The 18779-nt window shown below is 60.1% G+C and carries 17 protein-coding genes, 1 tRNA gene and 1 riboswitch; of the genes, 13 read left to right on the plus strand and 5 right to left on the minus strand.

Annotated elements, in window-relative coordinates; translation table 11 throughout:
- Window positions 1-8: 8 nt before the first annotated feature.
- Complete coding sequence (locus N2599_RS00685) at window positions 9-968, minus strand: NAD(P)H-dependent flavin oxidoreductase (protein WP_027510714.1); 960 nt, start codon at window positions 966-968, stop codon at window positions 9-11.
- Between the two features lie 280 nt (window positions 969-1248).
- On the opposite strand from N2599_RS00685, the gene N2599_RS00690 reads away from it, so the two are divergent.
- The gene (locus N2599_RS00690; RefSeq protein WP_027510713.1) at window positions 1249-2433 is read left to right on the plus strand and encodes a hypothetical protein; all 1185 of its coding nucleotides are present in this window, start codon (window positions 1249-1251) and stop codon (window positions 2431-2433) included.
- A 3-nt stretch (window positions 2434-2436) separates the two neighbouring features.
- Here N2599_RS00690 and ppk2 read toward each other — a convergent pair whose 3' ends face one another.
- Complete coding sequence (ppk2, locus tag N2599_RS00695) at window positions 2437-3318, minus strand: polyphosphate kinase 2 (protein ID WP_027510712.1); 882 nt, start codon at window positions 3316-3318, stop codon at window positions 2437-2439.
- A gap of 239 nt (window positions 3319-3557) precedes the next feature.
- Between ppk2 and phoR the strand changes: the two genes are divergently transcribed.
- The 7 genes from phoR (at window position 3558) to phoB (ending at window position 11259) form a co-directional block, all read left to right on the plus strand.
- A complete protein-coding gene (gene phoR, locus N2599_RS00700; protein WP_027510711.1) occupies window positions 3558-4778 on the plus strand; it encodes a phosphate regulon sensor histidine kinase PhoR in 1221 nt (406 codons plus the stop codon).
- 191 nt (window positions 4779-4969) lie between these two features.
- On the plus strand, window positions 4970-6004 hold the full coding sequence (locus N2599_RS00705) for a substrate-binding domain-containing protein (RefSeq protein ID WP_027510710.1): 1035 nt from the start codon (window positions 4970-4972) through the stop codon (window positions 6002-6004).
- A gap of 160 nt (window positions 6005-6164) precedes the next feature.
- Complete coding sequence (pstC, locus tag N2599_RS00710) at window positions 6165-7646, plus strand: phosphate ABC transporter permease subunit PstC (RefSeq protein ID WP_027510709.1); 1482 nt, start codon at window positions 6165-6167, stop codon at window positions 7644-7646.
- On the plus strand, window positions 7643-8962 hold the full coding sequence (gene pstA, locus N2599_RS00715) for a phosphate ABC transporter permease PstA (RefSeq protein WP_027510708.1): 1320 nt from the start codon (window positions 7643-7645) through the stop codon (window positions 8960-8962). The genes pstC and pstA overlap by 4 nt, the downstream gene beginning before the upstream one ends.
- 15 nt (window positions 8963-8977) lie before the next feature.
- Entirely contained in the window at window positions 8978-9793 is an 816-nt protein-coding gene (pstB, locus tag N2599_RS00720) for a phosphate ABC transporter ATP-binding protein PstB (RefSeq protein ID WP_027510707.1), read from the plus strand.
- A gap of 34 nt (window positions 9794-9827) precedes the next feature.
- The gene (gene phoU / locus N2599_RS00725; protein ID WP_027510706.1) at window positions 9828-10541 is read left to right on the plus strand and encodes a phosphate signaling complex protein PhoU; all 714 of its coding nucleotides are present in this window, start codon (window positions 9828-9830) and stop codon (window positions 10539-10541) included.
- 34 nt (window positions 10542-10575) lie between these two features.
- Window positions 10576-11259 (plus strand): phosphate regulon transcriptional regulator PhoB, encoded by a 684-nt coding sequence (phoB, locus tag N2599_RS00730; RefSeq protein WP_027510705.1) that lies wholly within the window; start codon window positions 10576-10578, stop codon window positions 11257-11259.
- Window positions 11260-11329: 70 nt separating this feature from the next.
- On the opposite strand, the gene N2599_RS00735 is transcribed toward phoB, so the two are convergent.
- Entirely contained in the window at window positions 11330-11863 is a 534-nt protein-coding gene (locus N2599_RS00735) for a GcrA family cell cycle regulator (RefSeq protein WP_027510704.1), read from the minus strand.
- A gap of 420 nt (window positions 11864-12283) precedes the next feature.
- On the opposite strand from N2599_RS00735, the gene N2599_RS00740 reads away from it, so the two are divergent.
- The 3 genes from N2599_RS00740 (at window position 12284) to N2599_RS00750 (ending at window position 15530) form a co-directional block, all read left to right on the plus strand.
- The gene (locus N2599_RS00740) at window positions 12284-13483 is read left to right on the plus strand and encodes an aspartate aminotransferase family protein (protein ID WP_027510703.1); all 1200 of its coding nucleotides are present in this window, start codon (window positions 12284-12286) and stop codon (window positions 13481-13483) included.
- Window positions 13484-13523: 40 nt separating this feature from the next.
- Window positions 13524-14441 carry an ornithine carbamoyltransferase gene (argF, locus tag N2599_RS00745; RefSeq protein WP_027510702.1) on the plus strand — a complete coding sequence of 306 codons (918 nt, stop codon included), beginning with the start codon at window positions 13524-13526 and terminating at the stop codon, window positions 14439-14441.
- A 93-nt stretch (window positions 14442-14534) separates the two neighbouring features.
- Window positions 14535-15530, plus strand: coding sequence for an Hsp33 family molecular chaperone (locus N2599_RS00750; RefSeq protein WP_027510701.1), 996 nt, complete (start codon window positions 14535-14537; stop codon window positions 15528-15530).
- Here the strand turns inward: N2599_RS00750 and apaG are convergent, their stop codons facing one another.
- Both apaG and N2599_RS00760 read right to left on the minus strand, forming a co-directional pair.
- Window positions 15531-15923, minus strand: a complete 393-nt coding sequence (gene apaG / locus N2599_RS00755) for a Co2+/Mg2+ efflux facilitator ApaG/CorD (protein WP_027510700.1) — start codon at window positions 15921-15923, stop codon at window positions 15531-15533. It abuts the gene before it with no gap.
- A gap of 222 nt (window positions 15924-16145) precedes the next feature.
- Complete coding sequence (locus N2599_RS00760) at window positions 16146-17330, minus strand: O-succinylhomoserine sulfhydrylase (RefSeq protein WP_027510699.1); 1185 nt, start codon at window positions 17328-17330, stop codon at window positions 16146-16148.
- 46 nt (window positions 17331-17376) lie between these two features.
- A riboswitch (SAM riboswitch) is annotated at window positions 17377-17455 on the minus strand.
- A gap of 73 nt (window positions 17456-17528) precedes the next feature.
- Between N2599_RS00760 and N2599_RS00765 the strand changes: the two genes are divergently transcribed.
- Both N2599_RS00765 and N2599_RS00770 read left to right on the plus strand, forming a co-directional pair.
- Window positions 17529-18623: a 2'-deoxycytidine 5'-triphosphate deaminase gene (locus N2599_RS00765; protein ID WP_037142242.1), complete on the plus strand. Its 1095-nt coding sequence runs from the start codon at window positions 17529-17531 to the stop codon at window positions 18621-18623.
- Between the two features lie 45 nt (window positions 18624-18668).
- Window positions 18669-18742, plus strand: a tRNA-Gly gene (locus tag N2599_RS00770).
- The last annotated feature ends 37 nt before the right edge of the window (window positions 18743-18779 follow it).

Consider the following 18779-nt stretch of genomic DNA (forward strand, 5'->3'; position numbering starts at 1 on the left):
GGCGCGGCTCAGAGCGCGAGGCGGGCGCGCGCCTCGCGGTATTCGACCTCCAGTCTGTCAACAAGCTTGGCAACCGGCTCGACGGCCTTGATCGCGCCGATGCCCTGGCCGCTACCCCAGATGTCTTTCCAGGCCTTCGCGCCGCCTACGGCCTGTTCGAAATCCATCTTCGACGGGTCTGCCATCGGCAGGTTGTCCGGGTCGAGGCCAACGGCCTGGATCGATGGCTTCAGGTAGTTGCCGTGCACGCCGGTAAAATAGTTGGAATAGACGATATCGCTTGCTGCACCCGCAACGATTGCCTGCTTGTAGGCGTCGGTGGCGCGCGCTTCCCCAGTCGCGATGAACGGCGTTCCGATATAGGCCATATCCGCGCCCATTGCCTGCGCCGCAAGGATCGCGCCCCCGGTGGCGATCGCGCCTGCCAAGAGCAGCGGCCCGTCGAACCATTCACGGATTTCCTGCACCAGAGCGAAGGGCGACAGCGTGCCGGCATGCCCGCCGGCGCCTGCCGCAACAGCGATCAGCCCGTCCGCACCTTTCCGGATCGCCGAATTGGCGTGGCGGTTGTTGATGACGTCGTGGAGCACGATACCGCCGTAGGAGTGCACCGCTGCGTTCACCTCGGGGACTGCGCCCAGCGAAGAGATCACGATCGGCACCTTGTATTTGACGCAGAGACGCAGGTCGTGCTCCAGCCGCTTGTTCGACATATGGACGATCTGGTTGACGGCAAAGGGTGCTGCGGGCCTGTCTGGGTTGGCGGCGTTATAGGTTGCGATGTCTTCGGTGATCATTGCCAGCCATTCGTCGAGCTGGCTTTCGGGGCGGGCATTCAGCGCTGGGAAGGCGCCGATCACGCCTGCCTTGCATTGCGCTAATGTCAGAGCCGGGTGGGAGATGATAAAGAGCGGCGAAGCAAGGACCGGCAGTCTCAGATTTTCCGTGAGGATTTTAGGAAGAGCCACAGCGTTCACCATTAAAATTGACGTTTACGAAAACGTCAATTTGATAGCAGACTTGATGAACGAGGAAAAGAGCGTGCTTGAGTGCCGATCTGTCGATTCCTGGAAGATCGGCTATCCGGGTGAGTGGGCAAGCGCGGCCTAAAGGCCATATTTATTCCCTGCGATGCGGCATGCTGCCAGCCGCAAGACTTGCGGTTTTCAGCCATTGACGCTACCGAGTTTTGTTAGGCATTTGTAAAGATTTCAGGGTGATGCCTGATGCCAGCATGAAGGATCGGATGTGAGCGGATTAGAAACGGCAATCAGAACGGCGCTTAACAACTCCGATCGCGATAATCCGGAAGTCCGCGCAAGGATTTATCAATCGGCCCGCCAGGCGCTGGAGGCCGGCCTTCGCAAGCAGGATATCACCGACCGGGAAGCGATTGCGCATCATCGCCATCGGCTCGAAACGACCATTCACATGATCGAGGCCGAAGAACGCGAGCGTCTGCATCCGCGCCAGGGGCCGCCGGAAGTGCCCGTTCCACCCGTTGCCGAGATCCCGCCGCCGGTCCGGCGCGACGAGCGCTTTGAAGATGACGCGCCTCAGGTCGGCGGTGAAACACGAGGCTATTCGGCAAGGCCCGTCTATGACGAGTCGAGGCTTGATGACGTCCACGCTGCCGCGACCGATCATCTCGGTGCCGCACCTCAGGCCAGCGAACGTTTCGCAGCCGAAAGCCGGACCGCTGCCCATATGGATTTCCGGCCGGAGGGGGCTGCGAAGCGCCGCAAACCGCGGAAATTCTTCTCTCGGCTGCTCGTCTGGTGCGTGCTGATCGCCTTCATCGGCATGGGGGCCTGGTGGGCCTATAAGTCCGGCCTCTTCCTGACGGCGGCCGAGCGCGACACTAGCGTCGCCAACCCGCCTGCCAGTACCGAGCCGGAAGATTTCGATGGTGCGGACGAAAATGCTTCGAACACGGCGCCGCATGTCGATCAGCCGGTGACGATCGATCCGCAGAACAGCTTTTCTGCGGAATGGATCGAGATATTCAAGCCTTCGGACGCCGCCGGGATCGAAAGCGGCCCGCGGGCACGGACGGAAAACATCGCCGAAAACGACGGTCCGGCCATTCGGTTGATCTCGGAAAGCAACGGCGCCGATGGCAATATCGGCATCAGCGTTCCGAGAGACGTGCTTCAGCAACTCGCCGGCAAGTCTTCGACGATTGCGATCACGCTGCAGTCGACGAGCGACGAGCCGACACAGGTCACGGTCGAGTGCAATTTCCAGACGCTCGGCAATTGCGCCCGCCATCGCTTCAGCGTCACGCGTGAAAAATCCGACGCACTGCTTCAGGTTACCTTCGACCGGTCGCTGGCGCCGAATGCCGACGGCAGGCTGATGATCAACAGCGATGTCGACGGCAAGGCGCGGGGCATCAACCTTTACGCCGTGCGCATTTTGCCGGGGCAGTGACCCTTATTTCAGAAAGCCGGACCCTGCGCCGATGATCTTGTCGTCGAGATCGCCGACCGCCTTTTCGTCCTTGCCGTCGTAATCCATTTTCTTCAGCATGTGACGGATGAGGTTGAGCCGCGCCCGCCGTTTGTCGTTGGCTCGGATGACCGTCCACGGCGCAAATTCCGTGTGCGTTTCCTTAAGCATCCGGTCGCGTTTCTCGCTGTAGTCGCCCCATTTGGTGAGCGCCGCGATATCCATCGAGGAAAGCTTCCACATCTTCAGCGGGTCGTGTCTGCGGTCGTGGAAGCGCTTCAGCTGCATTTCGCGGCCGATATCCAGATAGAACTTGAAGAAGTGAATACCTTCGTGGGCAATGATCTTTTCCAGCTGCGGCGCCTGCTTGAGAAAATCCTCATATTGCTTCGGTGTGCAAAACCCCATGACCGGCTCGACGCCCGCGCGGTTGTACCAGGAACGGTCGAAGAGAACGAACTCGCCGGCCGTCGGAAACTGCGCGATGTAGCGCTGAAAATACCATTGGCCGAGTTCGCGGTCATTTGGCTTGGCGAGTGCGACGACGCGGGCAAGGCGCGGGTTCATGTGGGCGGAGGAGGCCGATATCGCGCCGCCCTTACCAGCCGCATCGCGGCCTTCGAAGAGCGCCATCACCCGTTTGCCGGTTGCCTGCAGCCAGAACTGCACTTTGACCAGTTCGATCTGCAACCTTTCCAGCTCTTCGAGGTACTCTTCCTCTTTCAGCTTTTTCTTGTAAGGGAACTCCCCGGATTCCAGCGCCCACTCATCGATCCAATCCGGAAGCGCCGGATCGTCGACATCGAAGACGCGCTTCTTGCCCCTGATGTCCAGTTCAACCGCGCGGCTTTCTACAGCTTCGGCCATATTTCCTCCTCGGGCTGCGGCTTTCCTCGCAGGCGATCACATTTTCCGTTGAAAATCAAATCCATCGCGAGAGGGAAATTTCTGTGCGTTTCGGTTGCAGCTTTTGCGATTAGTGGCAGTAACTGAAAACTTCTGTCATGAATCCCGGCTATCAGGCAAAGTTCGAAACCATAAGAACGACTCGATTTGCGGCGCACGAGGCACACTTGGAAGACGAAACGCCATGGACAACGGGGCTCATGGCCCGCATCCGGCAGCAGCGAACGGTCTTGCTTGCGGCGATCGTCATTGGCCTCATTACGCTTGCGGCCGGCATGAACAAATGGGCGGTGCTGGCGCTCGTTGTCTTCATGATCGGAATTGTGCTGCTAAACAGCATGCCAGCAGTGCAGGCCAAGCTTGCGGAGGCGCCGGAAATCGAACCCGAGGCACCTGCAAGCCTGGTGCCCGCCGTCTCCGCGACGCTGGCCGGCCTCGACATTCCCGTGATGCTCCTTTCAGGCGACGCCTCGGTTCTCTTCCAGAATCGCGCCGCGGAAAAAGCCTTCGGCGAAGTGGTGATCGGCGCGCATATTTCCGCCCGCTTACGCTCGCCAGGCATTCTGGACATGGTGGGAGAGACGATCGCCACCAATACGCCCAACCAGATCGAGCATTCCGAGCGCCTGCCGTCGGAGCGCGTCTATATCGTGCGCAGTGCGCCGATCGATTTCGGTGGCGCCGGGAGCGGCGAGCGCCTCTTTCTGCTCTCCTTCCGCGACATTTCCGAAGTGCGGCGCATCGACCGCATGCGGTCGGATTTCGTTGCCAACGCCAGCCATGAACTGCGAACCCCGCTTGCGTCGCTCCGCGGTTTCATCGAGACGATCCAGGGTCCGGCAAAGAATGATCCGAAGGCGCAGGAGCGCTTCCTCGGCATCATGTTTGACCAGACGACGCGCATGAGCCGCCTCGTCGATGACCTCCTCTCGCTTTCCCGCCTCGAGCTCAAGTCGCATATCGCACCCGACGAAAAGGTCGATCTCGTGCCGCTGCTTGGCCATGTCAGGGACTCGCTTGCACCGCTCGCCAAGGATGTCGGTGTCGAGATCAACCTGCATTTGCCGGAAGGTAAGGCAGAGGTTCTCGGAGACCGCGACGAACTGGTCCAGGTTTTCGAAAATCTTATGGAGAACGCCTGCAAGTACGGCCAGGAAGGCAAGGTCGTCGATGTCCGGGTCAGGAGTGCGCCTGGCGAAGCGATCGAAGTCAGCGTTGCGGACAAAGGGCCGGGCATTTCCGCGGAGCATGTGCCACGCCTCACGGAGCGCTTTTATCGCGTCAGTATTGAGGACAGCCGCTCCAAAAAAGGCACCGGTCTTGGGCTTGCGATCGTCAAGCATATCCTGACGCGCCATCGCGCACGGCTGATCGTCAAGTCCGAAATCGGCAGGGGAACGGACTTCACCGTGCGTTTTTGACATAAAACTGAAGAGCGTCGGTCGGTGGATGCAGTTTTCCCTTTTAAAATCAATTGCCTAAACTGTCATAAATGTTTCATCAAAATGACATAAAAGCTCTTGGCATCAGGCAGTAAAGAGATGCTGCCGATGAAAAAGGCAATGCGAGGGCCTGGGGCCCTGCTCACACAAGCCCATGCCGGGAGATTTTGATGAACACTCTTAAGCTAACCGTTGCAGCACTCGCTGCCACCGTCGCCTTCGCAGGCGCCGCCGCCGCCCGTGACCAGATTCAGGTCGCCGGCTCGTCCACCGTCCTGCCTTATGCGAAGATCGTTGCCGAATCCTTCGGCGAAACGTTCTCGAACTTTAAGACGCCGATCGTCGAATCCGGCGGCTCGGGCGCAGGCCTCAAGGAATTCTGCAAGGGTGTCGGTGAAGACACGATCGACATCGCGAACTCTTCGCGGTCAATCAAGGATAGTGAAATCGAAGCATGCAAGAAAGCCGGCGTAACGGATATCCAGGAAGTCAAGATCGGTTATGACGGCATCGTCTTCGCAACTGACACCGCCAACTCGGACGTCGCCTACGTTCCGGCAGACATCTACAAGGCGCTCGCCGCTCAGGTCGTCGTCGACGGCAAGCTCGTCGCCAACCCCTACAAGAAGTGGTCGGAAGTAAACCCGAAGCTTCCCGACGTTGAAATCGCCGCCTACATTCCGGGCGAAAAGCACGGCACGCGCGAAGTCTTCGAAGAAAAGGTTCTTGCCGCAGGTTGCAAGGCTTCCGGCGCCACCGACGTTATCGCCAAGGAAATCTCCGACAAGGCTGCCCAGGGTAAGGCTTGCGTCGCAGTTCGCAAGGACGGCGCCGCCGTTGACATCGATGGCGACTACACGGAAACCCTGTCTCGCATCGCCGCCAACAAGACCGGCGTCGGCGTATTCGGCCTCTCCTTCTATGAAAACAATGCCGACAAGCTGAAGGTTGCAACTGTCAACGGCGTCGTTCCGTCGACCGAAACAATCTCCAACGGCACCTATCCGGTTTCCCGCCCGCTGTTCTTCTACGTCAAGAAGGCACATCTCGGCGCCGTTCCCGGCCTGAAGGAATACGTGAACTTCTTCGTCTCCGACCAGATGATCGGTCCTGAGGGCCCGCTCGTCGAATACGGCCTCGTCGCTGCTCCGGATGCAGAGCGCGAAGAGATCCGCAAGAACGTCGAAGCCGAAAAGACCATGTAATGGATTGTGCCGGCGCGGTGCCTGAGGCCGCGCCGGCATTTTATTCGACTGCTTCTGCCCCTTGCCTAGTGGCGGCAGGGTTTCAAGTTTCTCCATGATTGGGAAGCCGCGCAGGATGGTCTGCGGGTGCTTTTGGGTCGTGAGCCTGGGGACGTAACGAATGAGCACATCCATCATACTCTTGTGTCTCGTGGTGCTTGGCGCGCTGGCCTATGTGGCCGCTCGCAGCCGTGCCATGGCGCTTGCCGGCGGCAAGCCGTCCGCGCTTCATTCGCGGCCGGGCTACTACGGTGCCTACGCAGCCATCTGGTCGACTCTCCCTGCGCTTATCATTCTCTGCATCTGGCTCGCCGCAAGCCCGGGGATCGTCGAATCCGCTGTCCGCGACGCTTTCCCCGACGACGTGAAGGCGAAGACCGCCGCAGAACAGGATCTGAGCTACAGCATGGTCGCGACCATCGCCCGCGGCATGAACCTGTTAACGTCAGATGAGATCAGTGCGCTCGGTTCCGATACCGCAGCCATTCAGGCAAAACTCAACGGGAAGGGTGTTCCGCTCGCCGGTGAGCCGCAGCCTTTCATGATCGATGCAGCGAAGACACTGAATGCCAAAGCCGCAGGCAGCCGCATGATCATGACCGCGGTTGTCTTCGTGCTCGCTCTCGGCGGCGCATTCTATGCGCTTCGTGGTATTGCGCCGCGCTTCCGGGCTCGCAACCGTGTCGAGCGTGTTATGCTCTGGGCACTTCTCGTTGCATCATCCATTGCGATCCTGACCACGGTCGGCATCGTTTTTTCGATGCTGTCCGAAGCCATCCGCTTCTTCGCAGCGGTTCCGGCAACCGACTTCTTCTTCGGCACGGTCTGGGATCCGCGTTTTGCCGGCGCAGGCGGCTCGTCTTTCGGTCAGTTCGGCCTCATCCCGCTGCTGCTCGGCACGCTTTATATCGGCTTTGTTGCCATGCTGGTCGCAGTGCCGGTTGGCCTTTTCGCCGCCATCTATATGGCTGAATATGCTTCCCCGAAGGTTCGATCGCTCGCCAAGCCTCTTCTTGAAGTTCTGGCCGGTATCCCGACCATCGTCTACGGCTTCTTTGCCCTTGTTACCGTCGGCCCGTTCCTGCGCGATCTGTCTGCGCAAGTGAACGGCCTTCTCACCGGCAATTACGGCAACTTCATTCAGGCGCAGAGCGTTCTGACGGCCGGTATCGTGATGGGCATCATGCTGATCCCCTACGTTTCCTCGCTGTCGGACGACATCATCACCGCAGTGCCGCACGCGCTGCGTGATGGTTCGCTAGGCCTCGGCGCCACGCGCTCGGAAACGATCAAGAGGGTGGTGCTTCCGGCAGCTCTGCCGGGCATCGTCGGCGCACTCCTGATGACGGCCTCGCGCGCCATCGGCGAAACCATGATCGTCGTGCTGGCCGCCGGTGTCGCTGCGCGTATGCAGATCAATCCCTTCGAGCCGATGACCACGGTGACCGTCAAGATCGTCAACCAGCTGACCGGCGACCTTGAATTCACCTCGCCGCAGACGCTGGTCGCCTTCGCGCTTGGCATCACGCTCTTCTTCATCACGCTTTGCCTTAACATCTACGCGCTTTACATCGTGCGCAAATACCGGGAGCAGTACGAATGACGAATATTGTTTCCCCCATTGCAGGCACCATTTCCAAGGCGCCAGAGCGCCGCGATATCGGCATCAAGCGCCGTTATGCTGCGGAGCGCCGTTTCAGGGCCTATGGCATTGCCGCTATCTCCTTCGGCCTGATTTTCCTGGCGTTCCTGCTGTCGACGGTCATCCGCAACGGCTACACTGCCTTCCAGCAGACGGTGATCTCGCTTCCGGTCGAATTTACTGAAAAGACCATCGACCCGGATAACAAGCGGGCCACCGATCCGTCGGTGCTGATTGCAGCCAATTACGGCGCGCTGCTGCGTGATGCGCTTGTCAAGGAGTTGAACATCAACGCCTCCAGCCGCCCGGATGTCCGTGGGGCGACGGCGATGCTCTCCAAGAGCGCGCCGATCCAGTTGCGTGACATGGTTGTCGCCGACCCGTCGATCATCGGCAAGACCGTCAATGTGACCGTTTTGGCCGACGCCAATGTCGACAGCGCCAACAAGGGCCAGATCGACCTTGCCGTCGATGAGAAGAACCGTAAGGTGAACGACAAGCAGCTCGGCTGGATGAACGAGCTGAAGGCGAACGGAGCGCTTTTCAAGGAGTTCAACACCGGACTTTTCACCCATGGCAACTCCAGCCGTCCTGAAGCCGCCGGCCTCGGCGTCGCTCTTGTCGGCTCGCTCTACCTGATGCTGATCGTTCTCGTTCTGTCGCTGCCGATCGGCGTTGGCACCTCGATCTACCTTGAGGAATTCGCGACCAAGAACAAGGTGACGGACCTGATTGAGGTGAACATCAACAACCTCGCTGCCGTTCCCTCGATCGTCTACGGTCTGCTCGGTCTTTCTGTTTTCATCAACTTCGCCGGCCTGCCACGCTCGGCCCCACTGGTCGGCGGTTTGGTGCTGACGCTTATGACGCTGCCGACGATCATCATCGCCACCCGCGCAGCACTGCGCGCTGTCCCGCCGTCGATCCGCGCGGCGGCGCTCGGCCTCGGCGCCTCGAAGATGCAGATGGTGTTCCACCACGTCCTGCCGCTTGCGATGCCCGGTATTCTGACCGGCACCATCATCGGTTTGGCACACGCGCTCGGAGAAACCGCACCGCTTCTCCTGATCGGCATGGTCGCCTTCGTCGCCAGCGCGCCGAGCACCCCGCTCGACCCGTCCACGGCGCTGCCGGTACAGGTCTACATGTGGGCCAACGAAGCCGAACGCGCATTCGTCGAGCGCACGTCTGGCGCCATTATCGTCCTGCTCCTGTTCCTGATCGTCATGAACCTCGGAGCCATCCTCTTGCGCCGGCGCTTTGAGCGTCGCTGGTAAACGGAGTACATAGTCATGAACATGTTGACTGAAGCAGCAGTTGAGAAGGCTCTGGACCAGAAAATGAATACGATCCCGTACAAGATGATCGGCCAGGACGTGTCGGTCTACTACGGCGATAAGCGTGCGCTTTTCGACGTGAAGCTAAACATCCGCGAGAACACGGTTACCGCGCTCATCGGCCCCTCCGGCTGCGGCAAGTCTACCTTCCTGCGCAGCCTCAACCGCATGAACGATACGATCGACAACTGCCGCGTGACAGGCAAGATCACGCTTGATGGCGAGGATATCTACGATCCGGATATCGACGTCGTGGAGCTCCGCGCCCGCGTCGGCATGGTCTTCCAGAAACCGAACCCGTTCCCGAAGACGATCTACGAGAACGTCAGCTACGGGCCACGTATCCATGGCCTGGCAAAGTCGAAGGCGGACTTGGACCAGATCGTCGAGCAGTCGCTGCAGCGCGCCGGCCTTTGGAACGAAGTCAAGGATCGCCTGCATGAATCCGGCACCGGCCTGTCCGGCGGCCAGCAGCAGCGTCTGTGCATCGCGCGTGCCGTTGCCGTGAGCCCGGAAGTCATCCTGATGGACGAACCGTGCTCGGCGCTCGATCCGATTGCGACTGCCAAGGTCGAAGAGCTGATCCATGAGCTGCGCGAGAACTTCACCATCGTCATCGTGACGCACTCGATGCAGCAGGCGGCCCGCGTTTCGCAGCGGACCGCTATGTTCCACCTCGGCAATCTCGTCGAGGAGAACGACACCGACAAGATGTTCACCAACCCGGACGACCCCCGCACCCAGGATTACATCATGGGCCGCTTCGGCTGAGTTGCGGCGTTCAGGCTATTCAAGGACAATTCCCATGGCATCGACCCATATCTTTTCTGCCTATGACGACGATTTGAAGTTCCTGACCCGCCGCATCTCGGAAATGGGTGGGCTTGCCGAGCAGATGGTGTCCGACGCTGTCCGCGCGCTGGTCAACGGCGATACGGCTCTGGCCCAGAAGGTCATCTCCGACGACGTGATCCTCGATCATGCCGAACGCGAGATCGGCGACAAGGCGGTCGTCACCATTGCCCGCCGCCAGCCGATGGCCTCCGATCTTCGCGAGATCATGGGCTCGATCCGTATCGCAGCCGACCTTGAGCGCGTCGGCGATCTCGGCAAGAACACGGCCAAGCGCGTCATCGCGGTACAAAGCACCGGCGTTCCGCGTAAGCTCGCCCGCGGCCTCGAGCATCTTTCCGAGCTCGCCCTCGTCCAGCTCAAGGAAGTGCTCGACGTCTATACGACCCGTGCCGCCGACAGGGCGAAGTCGATCCGCGAGCGCGACGAGGAAATCGACGCGATGTACACTTCGCTGTTTCGCGAGCTTCTGACCTACATGATGGAAGATCCGCGCAACATCACCAGCTGCACGCATCTTCTCTTCTGCGCCAAGAACATCGAGCGCATCGGCGACCATGCCACCAACATTGCCGAAACGATCTATTACATGGCGACCGGCGCCCAGCCGGAAGGCGAACGTCCGAAGGACGATACTGCCAACACCGTCGGCGCGGTGACGGAATGACAATTCTGAACCCGCCCTCAGGAGACAGAAGCGAATGATCCCGAGAGTTGCAGTCGTTGAAGACGAAGAGGCACTGAGTGTGCTTCTTCGCTATAACCTTGAGGCCGAAGGTTTCGAGGTCGATACCATCCTGCGTGGCGACGAGGCCGAAATCCGGCTTCAGGAGCGCACGCCGGACCTTTTGATCCTCGATTGGATGCTGCCGGGCGTATCGGGCATAGAGCTTTGCCGCCGCCTGCGCATGCGTCCGGAGACCGAGCGCCTGCCGATCATCATGCTGACGGCGCGCGGCGAGGAAAGCGAGCGTGTGCGCGGCCTTTCGACCGGCGCCGACGACTATGTCGTCAAGCCGTTTTCGACGCCGGAGCTCGTTGCCCGCGTCAGGGCGATGCTGCGCCGCGCCAAGCCTGAGGTGCTCTCGACGGTGCTGAAATGCGGCGACATCGAACTCGACCGCGAAACGCATCGTGTTCACCGCAAAAGCCGCGAAGTTCGCCTCGGCCCCACCGAATTCCGCCTCCTGGAATTCCTGATGTCGTCGCCCGGCCGCGTTTTCTCGCGTTCGCAGCTTCTGGACGGTGTCTGGGGCCACGACATTTATGTCGACGAGCGCACCGTCGACGTCCATGTCGGCCGGCTGCGCAAGGCGCTGAACTTCTCCAACATGCAGGATGTCATCCGCACCGTCCGCGGTGCCGGATATTCCATGGAATCCTGATTGCCGCTTCCATTGCCGGGCATAAAAAAACGGGCCTGCGAGGCCCGTTTCCGTTTGTCATTTATCCGGCTCAGTTTGCGCGGGCTGCTGTCCTGCGGCGCTCGTTGACCGGCTGATAGGCAAGGCGCGCATGATAGCTGCAGTAGGGTGAAGAGTCCGGGCTGTCGCAACCGCAGAAGTGGAAATCATCCTTCAGCGGATCGCCGACCGGCCACTTGCAGGTGCGTTCCGTAAGTTCCGTCAGTCCGAGGCGGCGGGAGATCGGCACAACCACGTTTGCGGCCGGACGATAGCTTACCTCCTCCATGAGATCGATTTCGATCTCTTCCTTGAGCATCGTTGCGCCCTGCTGGCGCGTGACGGTGCGGGTCGCGATCCGCGATGCATAGTTCGGTGCGCGCGGAGCCGAGGTATTGCGCTTCGGCGCTCGTGCGGCCGCCGCGGTGCCACCGGCCTTGGCGCGGCCCGGAAGGCTAAGCCTGTGGACCTTGCCGATCACCGCGTTCCTGCTCACTCCGCCGAGCTGCGCAGCGATCTGGCTCGCGCTCAGTCCTTCGGACCAAAGCTTCTTGAGTTTTTCGACTCGCTCGTCTGTCCAGTTCATGCCCTGTCTCCGCCGTTTAGCGTTGTGAAGGCAGAATCCCCCACCCTTGCTCCGGATACATCCGAAGCAGGAAACGCCTGACCAATTGTGGTGACTAGTTCCGCCGCATGCAGTCTAGTAATTGAGTTTTAACCTAGTGTGAGGCTGACTCCGTGACAAGAGTCGCGGGAATCCGGATGAATCGAATTTCAAGTTTTCCCCAACTTGCTTCCCGAGCGAGTCATTTCTGCAACATTAGCTGTTGATAAATGACCTCGTTCGGGGAGGTGGTCCCATGGCGCACGAAGCCCGCAGTTTTGTTGACATCGCGGTGCGAAACGTCAATAGTGGCACTCGCCGCCGAAAGGCGGCATTTTTAATTTTTCGGACCCGGTTTTTAGCCGGAGTCTGGTTGCCCTAACGATGACAGGAGATCGCGCCATGGCTCAAGCCGCGCCGCTATATGACACCTATTCTCGCGCCCCTTTGCGGTTCGAGCGAGGTGAGGGCGTTTGGCTGATCACTGAAGGCGGCGAACGATATCTGGATTTTGGCGCAGGCGTTGCAGTGACTTCCGTCGGCCACGGCAATCCGCATGTCGTCGAAGCCCTGAAGGCGCAGGCCGACAAGGTTTGGCACCTGTCGAATATCTATGAAATTCCCGGCCAGGAAGCGCTTGCCAAGCGGCTGACCGACGTCACCTTCGCCGACAAGGTGTTCTTCACCAATTCCGGCGCCGAGGCGCTGGAATGCGCGATCAAGACCGCGCGCCGCTATCAGTATTCCAACGGTCATCCCGAGCGCTTCCACATCATCACCTTCGAAGGCGCCTTTCATGGCCGCACGCTGGCGACAATCGCCGCCGGCGGCCAGGAGAAGTATCTCGAGGGCTTCGGCCCGAAGGCGCCGGGCTTCGATCAGGTTCCCTTCGGCGATATCGAGGCGGTCCGCGCAGCGATCACCGATGCGACCGCCGGCATCCTCGTAGAGCCGGTGCAGGGCGAGGGCGGGGTCCGTCCGGCGACGAATGAGTTCATGAAGGCGCTCCGCCAGATCTGCGATGAGAAGGGTCTGCTGCTGATCCTCGATGAGGTCCAGACTGGCGTTGGCCGTACCGGCAAACTCTTTGCTCACGAATGGTCGGGTGTCACGCCGGATATCATGGCGGTAGCGAAGGGTATCGGCGGCGGCTTCCCGCTCGGCGCCTGCCTGGCGACCGCGGATGCCGCCTCCGGCATGAAGGCCGGCACGCATGGCTCCACCTATGGCGGCAATCCGCTTGCCATGGCGGTCGGCAGCGCGGTGCTCGACGTCATCCTCGCCGACGGCTTTCTGCAGCATGTCCGCGATGTGGCACTCGTCTTCCGCCAGGGCCTTGCCTCGCTGAAGGATCGCTATCCGGATATCATCGAAGATGTGCGCGGCGAAGGCCTGATGCTCGGCATCAAGGCTGCCGTCCCGTCTTCCGAACTGTTGCAGGCCATTCGTGCTGCTCATCTTCTAGGCATTCCGGCGGGCGATAATGTCATCCGTCTCCTTCCGCCTCTAGTCGTCACGGCGGAGGAAGCCCGCGAGGGCCTTGCCCGCGTCGAGCGCGCTGCCGAAAGCATTCGCGCGGCAAAAACCAGGAAGACGGCTTGAACGGATAACGCCCCTCAAGGCGCATACAGGTAAGAACGACATGGCTTCCCCCAAACACTTTCTCGATCTCTCGGCGGTAACTGCATCCGATCTCAGAGCCATCATGGATGATGCGATCGTCCGCAAGCAGGCCTTCAAGGCGGGCAAAGGCGATAAGCCGCTCGCGGGTAAGATGCTGGCGATGATCTTCGAGAAACCCTCTACGCGCACACGCGTTTCCTTCGATGTCGGCATGCGTCAACTCGGTGGCGAAACGCTTTTCCTCTCCGGCACGGAGATGCAGCTTGGCCGCGCCGAGACGATCGGCGATACGGCCAAGGTGCTCTCGCGCTATGTCGATGCGATCATGGTCCGCACGACGGAGCACCACCGCATGCTGGAGCTCGCCGAACATGCGACGGTGCCGGTCATCAACGCGCTGACGGACGACACGCATCCCTGCCAGATCATGGCAGATATCATGACCTTCGAGGAGCATCGCGGTCCGATCAGGGGCAAGACGATTGCCTGGACCGGCGATGGCAACAACGTACTGCACTCGCTGGTCGAAGGTGCGGCCCGTTTTGGCTATCGCATGAATATGGCTGTGCCTCTTGGTTCCGAGCCCAAGGATCACTATCTCAACTGGGCCCGCAATGAGGGCGCCGAAATCATGCTTGGCCATGACGCCGACCGTGCGGTCGAAGGCGCCGATTGTGTGGTAACCGATACCTGGGTCTCCATGAATCAGGAACATCGGGCCCGCGGTCACAACGTCTTCCAGCCCTATCAGGTCAATTCGGCTTTGATGGCGAAGGCCGGCAAGGATGCATTGTTCATGCATTGCCTGCCCGCCCATCGCGGCGAGGAAGTGACGGATGATGTGATCGATGGCCCGCAATCCGTGGTCTTCGATGAGGCGGAGAACCGTCTTCATGCGCAAAAGTCGATTCTTGCATGGTGCCTGGGCGCGATCTGAACCATACTGGGCGCCACGTCTGGCCTGATGGCCTCGTGGCGGCACGGGCGAAAAGACCTCTGGTCTGCCGCCTGGACTACTAGGAGTAAGACCATGGCAGAAATTGCAAGTGCTCTCGGCGAGTTCGATTTCGCTGGCGATGATCACGTAGTCCCATTTCAGGTAGAAGGCCTCGATGTGCGTGGCCGCGCCGTCCAACTCGGGCCTATGCTGGATGCGATCCTCGCGCGCCATCATTATCCTGCACCCGTCGCCCGGCTGCTTGCTGAAGTTATCGTGCTGACGGTACTTCTCGGGACGTCCCTCAAGTTCGAAGGCAAATTTACGGTGCAGACAAAAGGCGACGGCCCTGTCGATCTTCTCGTTGCCGATTTCTCGACGCCGCAGAATGTGCGCGCCTATGCACGCTTCGATCAGGCCTTGCTCGACAAGGCGGTCGCTGCCGGCGAAACCGAGCCGGAACAGCTTCTCGGCAAGGGCGTGCTGGCTTTCACGATCGACCAGGGCAAGTTCAGCCAGCCCTATCAGGGCATCGTGGCGCTTGACGGCACCTCGCTCGAAGATATCGCCGGCACCTATTTCCGGCAGTCGGAGCAAATCCCGACGCGCGTCCGCCTAGCGGCTGCCGAACTGTTCGATCGCGACCAGGCGGGCCAGCCGCGCCACCGCTGGCGGGCGGGCGGGCTCATTGCCCAATTCTTGCCGGAAGCGCCGGAGCGTATGCGTCAGCCCGACCTCCACGGCGGCGACGGCGATAACGCCGCTCTGGCACACAAGGAAGACGACACCTGGACCGAAGCGCGCGCGCTGGTCGACACCATCGATGCGGACGAACTGACGGATCCGCAGGTCGGCATCGAACGCCTGCTCTTCCGCCTCTTTCACGAGCGCGGAGTGCGTGTTTTCGGTACCCGGGAAGTCATTGATCGCTGCAGTTGCTCGCGCGACAAGATCAAGAACGTGCTGAAGGGCTTTTCTGAGGAAGAGATCGATGCCAGTCAGGAGAACGGCGAGATTGCCGTCACTTGCGAGTTCTGCTCCACGACCTATCGTTTTGAAGTCGTGGAAGTCGCATCGGCTGCCGAGTGATCAGTTCAGCACTCTGAGCAGCCCGGGGGAGTCCAGCGAGAAGGCGGGTATTTCGACATCGAAAAGCTCGCCGTCATCCGTTTCCATCTGGTAATGGCCGAACATGAGGCCGGAGGGCGTATCGAGCGGACAGCCGGATGAGTATTCGTAGGTATCGCCGGGTTCCAGCCGGGGCTGCTCGCCCACGACGCCCGGGCCACTCACTTCGTCCACGATGCCGCTCTGATCGGTGATGTTCCAGTAGCGATTGATGAGCCGCACGGTCAGGTCCGATTTATTGCTGATAACGATCCGGTAGCCCCAGACATAGCGATCGTCGTCCGGATCGGATTGCTCCTCCAGATAAAAGGGCTCGACGACGACTTCGATATCTCGTGTGAGGGCGCGGTACATGCCTTACACCATAGCCAAGATATGTTACCCGTATCTTATGCAGCGCTCGATCCGTCAAGAAACGGCACATGCATCATCCTTCAAACAGCGTGATTACACGTCGTTTCGAACATTAATCCTAATTATCAAAGTTCATTTCCGCATTGAAGCAAGACTCTTGCGCTATTTATTAGGTGGAGCATCCGGCCGGGCCGGCAAGGTCCGGCCGTCGCTATTGCAAGTTCAGGACCTAACCTTTGAAAGAGCCTGAGCGAAATCTTCGATCAGGTCTTCTGCATCCTCGATGCCGAGCGAAAGGCGAACCGTGCCGGCGGAAATGCCGAGTTCCGCGCGCGCTTCGTCGGTCAGGTTCTTGTGCGTCGTGGTTGCCGGATGGGTGATCAGGCTCTTGGAATCGCCGAGATTGTTTGAGATTTTGATGATATCGAGCGCATTTTGCAACGCGAAGGCGGCTTCCTTCCCGCCCTTCAACTCGAATGCGACGAGCGTGGAGCCGCCGGACATCTGCTTGGCGATGATGTCGGCCTGGGGATGGTCCTTGCGCCCCGGATAGATCACGTTTGCCACCTGCCTCTGCTCGGCGAGGAAGTCGGCGATCCTGGCCGCACTTGCCGTCTGCTGCTTGACGCGCAGTGGTAGCGTTTCGATCCCCTTCAGAAGCGTCCAGGCATTGAATGGCGACATCGCCGGACCTGTATGGCGGAAGTAGTCGTGCAGGTTTTCGTCGATCCATTCCTTGTCGGAAAGCACGACGCCGCCGAGGCAGCGGCCCTGGCCGTCGATATGCTTGGTCGCGGAATAGACGACGATATGGGCGCCGAGTTCCAGAGGCTTCTGGAAGAGCGGCGTCGCAAAGACGTTGTCGACGACCACCTTGGCGCCGACCTGATTCGCGAGCTTGGCAACACCTGCGATATCGATCACTTCCAGCGTCGGGTTCGTCGGGCTTTCAAGGAAGAAGACCTTCGTCGCCGGACGGATCGCCTTTTCCCAGTTTTCGAGGTAGCGGCCGTCGATGAGCGTGCATTCGATACCGTATTTCGGCGCCAGCGTTTCGACAACCCACCGGCAGGAGCCGAAGAGCGCACGGGCGGCAACAATATGGTCGCCGGCCTTCAATTGGCAGAGGATCGCCGCGGTGACGGCAGCCATGCCAGAAGCGGTGGCGCGGGCGTCTTCGGCGCCTTCGAGCGCACACATCCGCTTTTCGAACATGTCGTTGGTCGGGCTTCCGTAGCGGGCATAGATAAAGCCGTCCGTCTCGCCCTTGAAGCGGGCTTCAGCCGCTTCCGACGTATCATAGACGAAACCCTGCGTCAGGAAGATCGCTTCCGAAGTCTCGCCATATTGCGAGCGCAGAGTTCCGCCGTGAACGAGTTGAGTTGCCGGGCGCCAAGTCTTGCTCATGCCATCACCACCTTCAAACAACAAAAAAACCGGCCGCAAAAGCAGACCGGTTTCATACCCGGTCTTTTTAGCCACTTCTTTAACGTGGCTGCAAGCCGACCGGCCAAATCACCACGGGATAAAGCTGCAATACTGCTGTTAGCTTCTTGCGTCAATTCCTTGAGTTTGGTTTTGTCGGAAGCGAATTATGGATGGAGCATGATGGCTCGCGAAACTGGAATCTTGGCCGATCGCGCAATAGCCGCGTTGTTTGAAACCGGCCGCCTCACGACGGAGCGGGAACTGGACCGCGATCAGATCCAGCCGGCCAGCCTGGACCTGCGCCTGGGCGCCAAGGCGTTCCGCGTTAGGGCAAGTTTCATGCCGGGTCCATCGCATCTCGTTGCCGATAAGCTCGACCGGCTGAGCCTGCATGTCATCGACCTCTCCGAAGGTGCCGTGCTCGAAACGGGTTGCGTCTATATCGTGCCTCTGATGGAGCGGCTCGATCTTCCGGCTGAAATGTCTGCCTCGGCCAATCCGAAAAGCTCGACCGGCCGCCTCGACATCTTCACCCGCGTCATTACCGACTACGCGCAGGAATTCGACAAGATTCCTGCCGGTTATTCCGGCCCGCTCTATCTGGAAATCAGCCCGCGCACGTTCCCCGTCGTCGTACGCCGCGGCTCGCGCCTTTCGCAGATACGCTTCCGTGTCGGGCATTCCATTCTCGGCGAGCCGGAACTGCAGGCGCTGCATGATGCGGAAACGCTGGTCGCAAGCGCCAAGCCCAACGTTTCCGGCGGCGGCATTGCGCTCTCGATCGACCTGGCTGGCGACAAGGAGGGCTTGATCGGCTATCGCGGCAAGCATCACACGGCCGTCGTGGATGTCGACAAGAAGGCCGAGCACGATATCTTCGATTTCTGGGAGCCGCTTTACAGTCGCGGCAGCAACGAGCTGATCCTCGACCCGGATGAGTTCTATATCCTCGTTTCGCGCGAGGCCGTGCACGTTCCGCCGCACTATGCCGCCGAAATGACGCCCTTCGATCCGCTCGTCGGCGAGTTTCGCGTGCATTACGCCGGCTTCTTCGATCCGGGCTTCGGTCACGCGCCCGCCGGCGGTATGGGCAGCCGCGCCGTCCTCGAGGTCCGCAGCCACGAAGTGCCCTTCATCCTCGAGGACGGCCAGATCGTCGGCCGCCTGGTTTACGAGCACATGCTGGAAAAGCCCGAAAGCCTCTATGGCACCGGCCTTGGATCGAATTATCAGGCTCAGGGCCTGAAGCTCTCCAAACATTTCCGCATCTGAGATGCCTTGACACCGCCATCCATCTGTTGGAAGGCTTCCGTCATTGCGGGTGTAGCTCAATGGTAGAGCAGCAGCTTCCCAAGCTGAATACGAGGGTTCGATTCCCTTCACCCGCTCCAGCTAGCCGATGTGTCCGACCCGGAGACATCGGTAACA

Origin of the sequence: Rhizobium sullae, from assembly GCF_025200715.1 — a bacterium.
GTDB lineage: Bacteria > Pseudomonadota > Alphaproteobacteria > Rhizobiales > Rhizobiaceae > Rhizobium > Rhizobium sullae.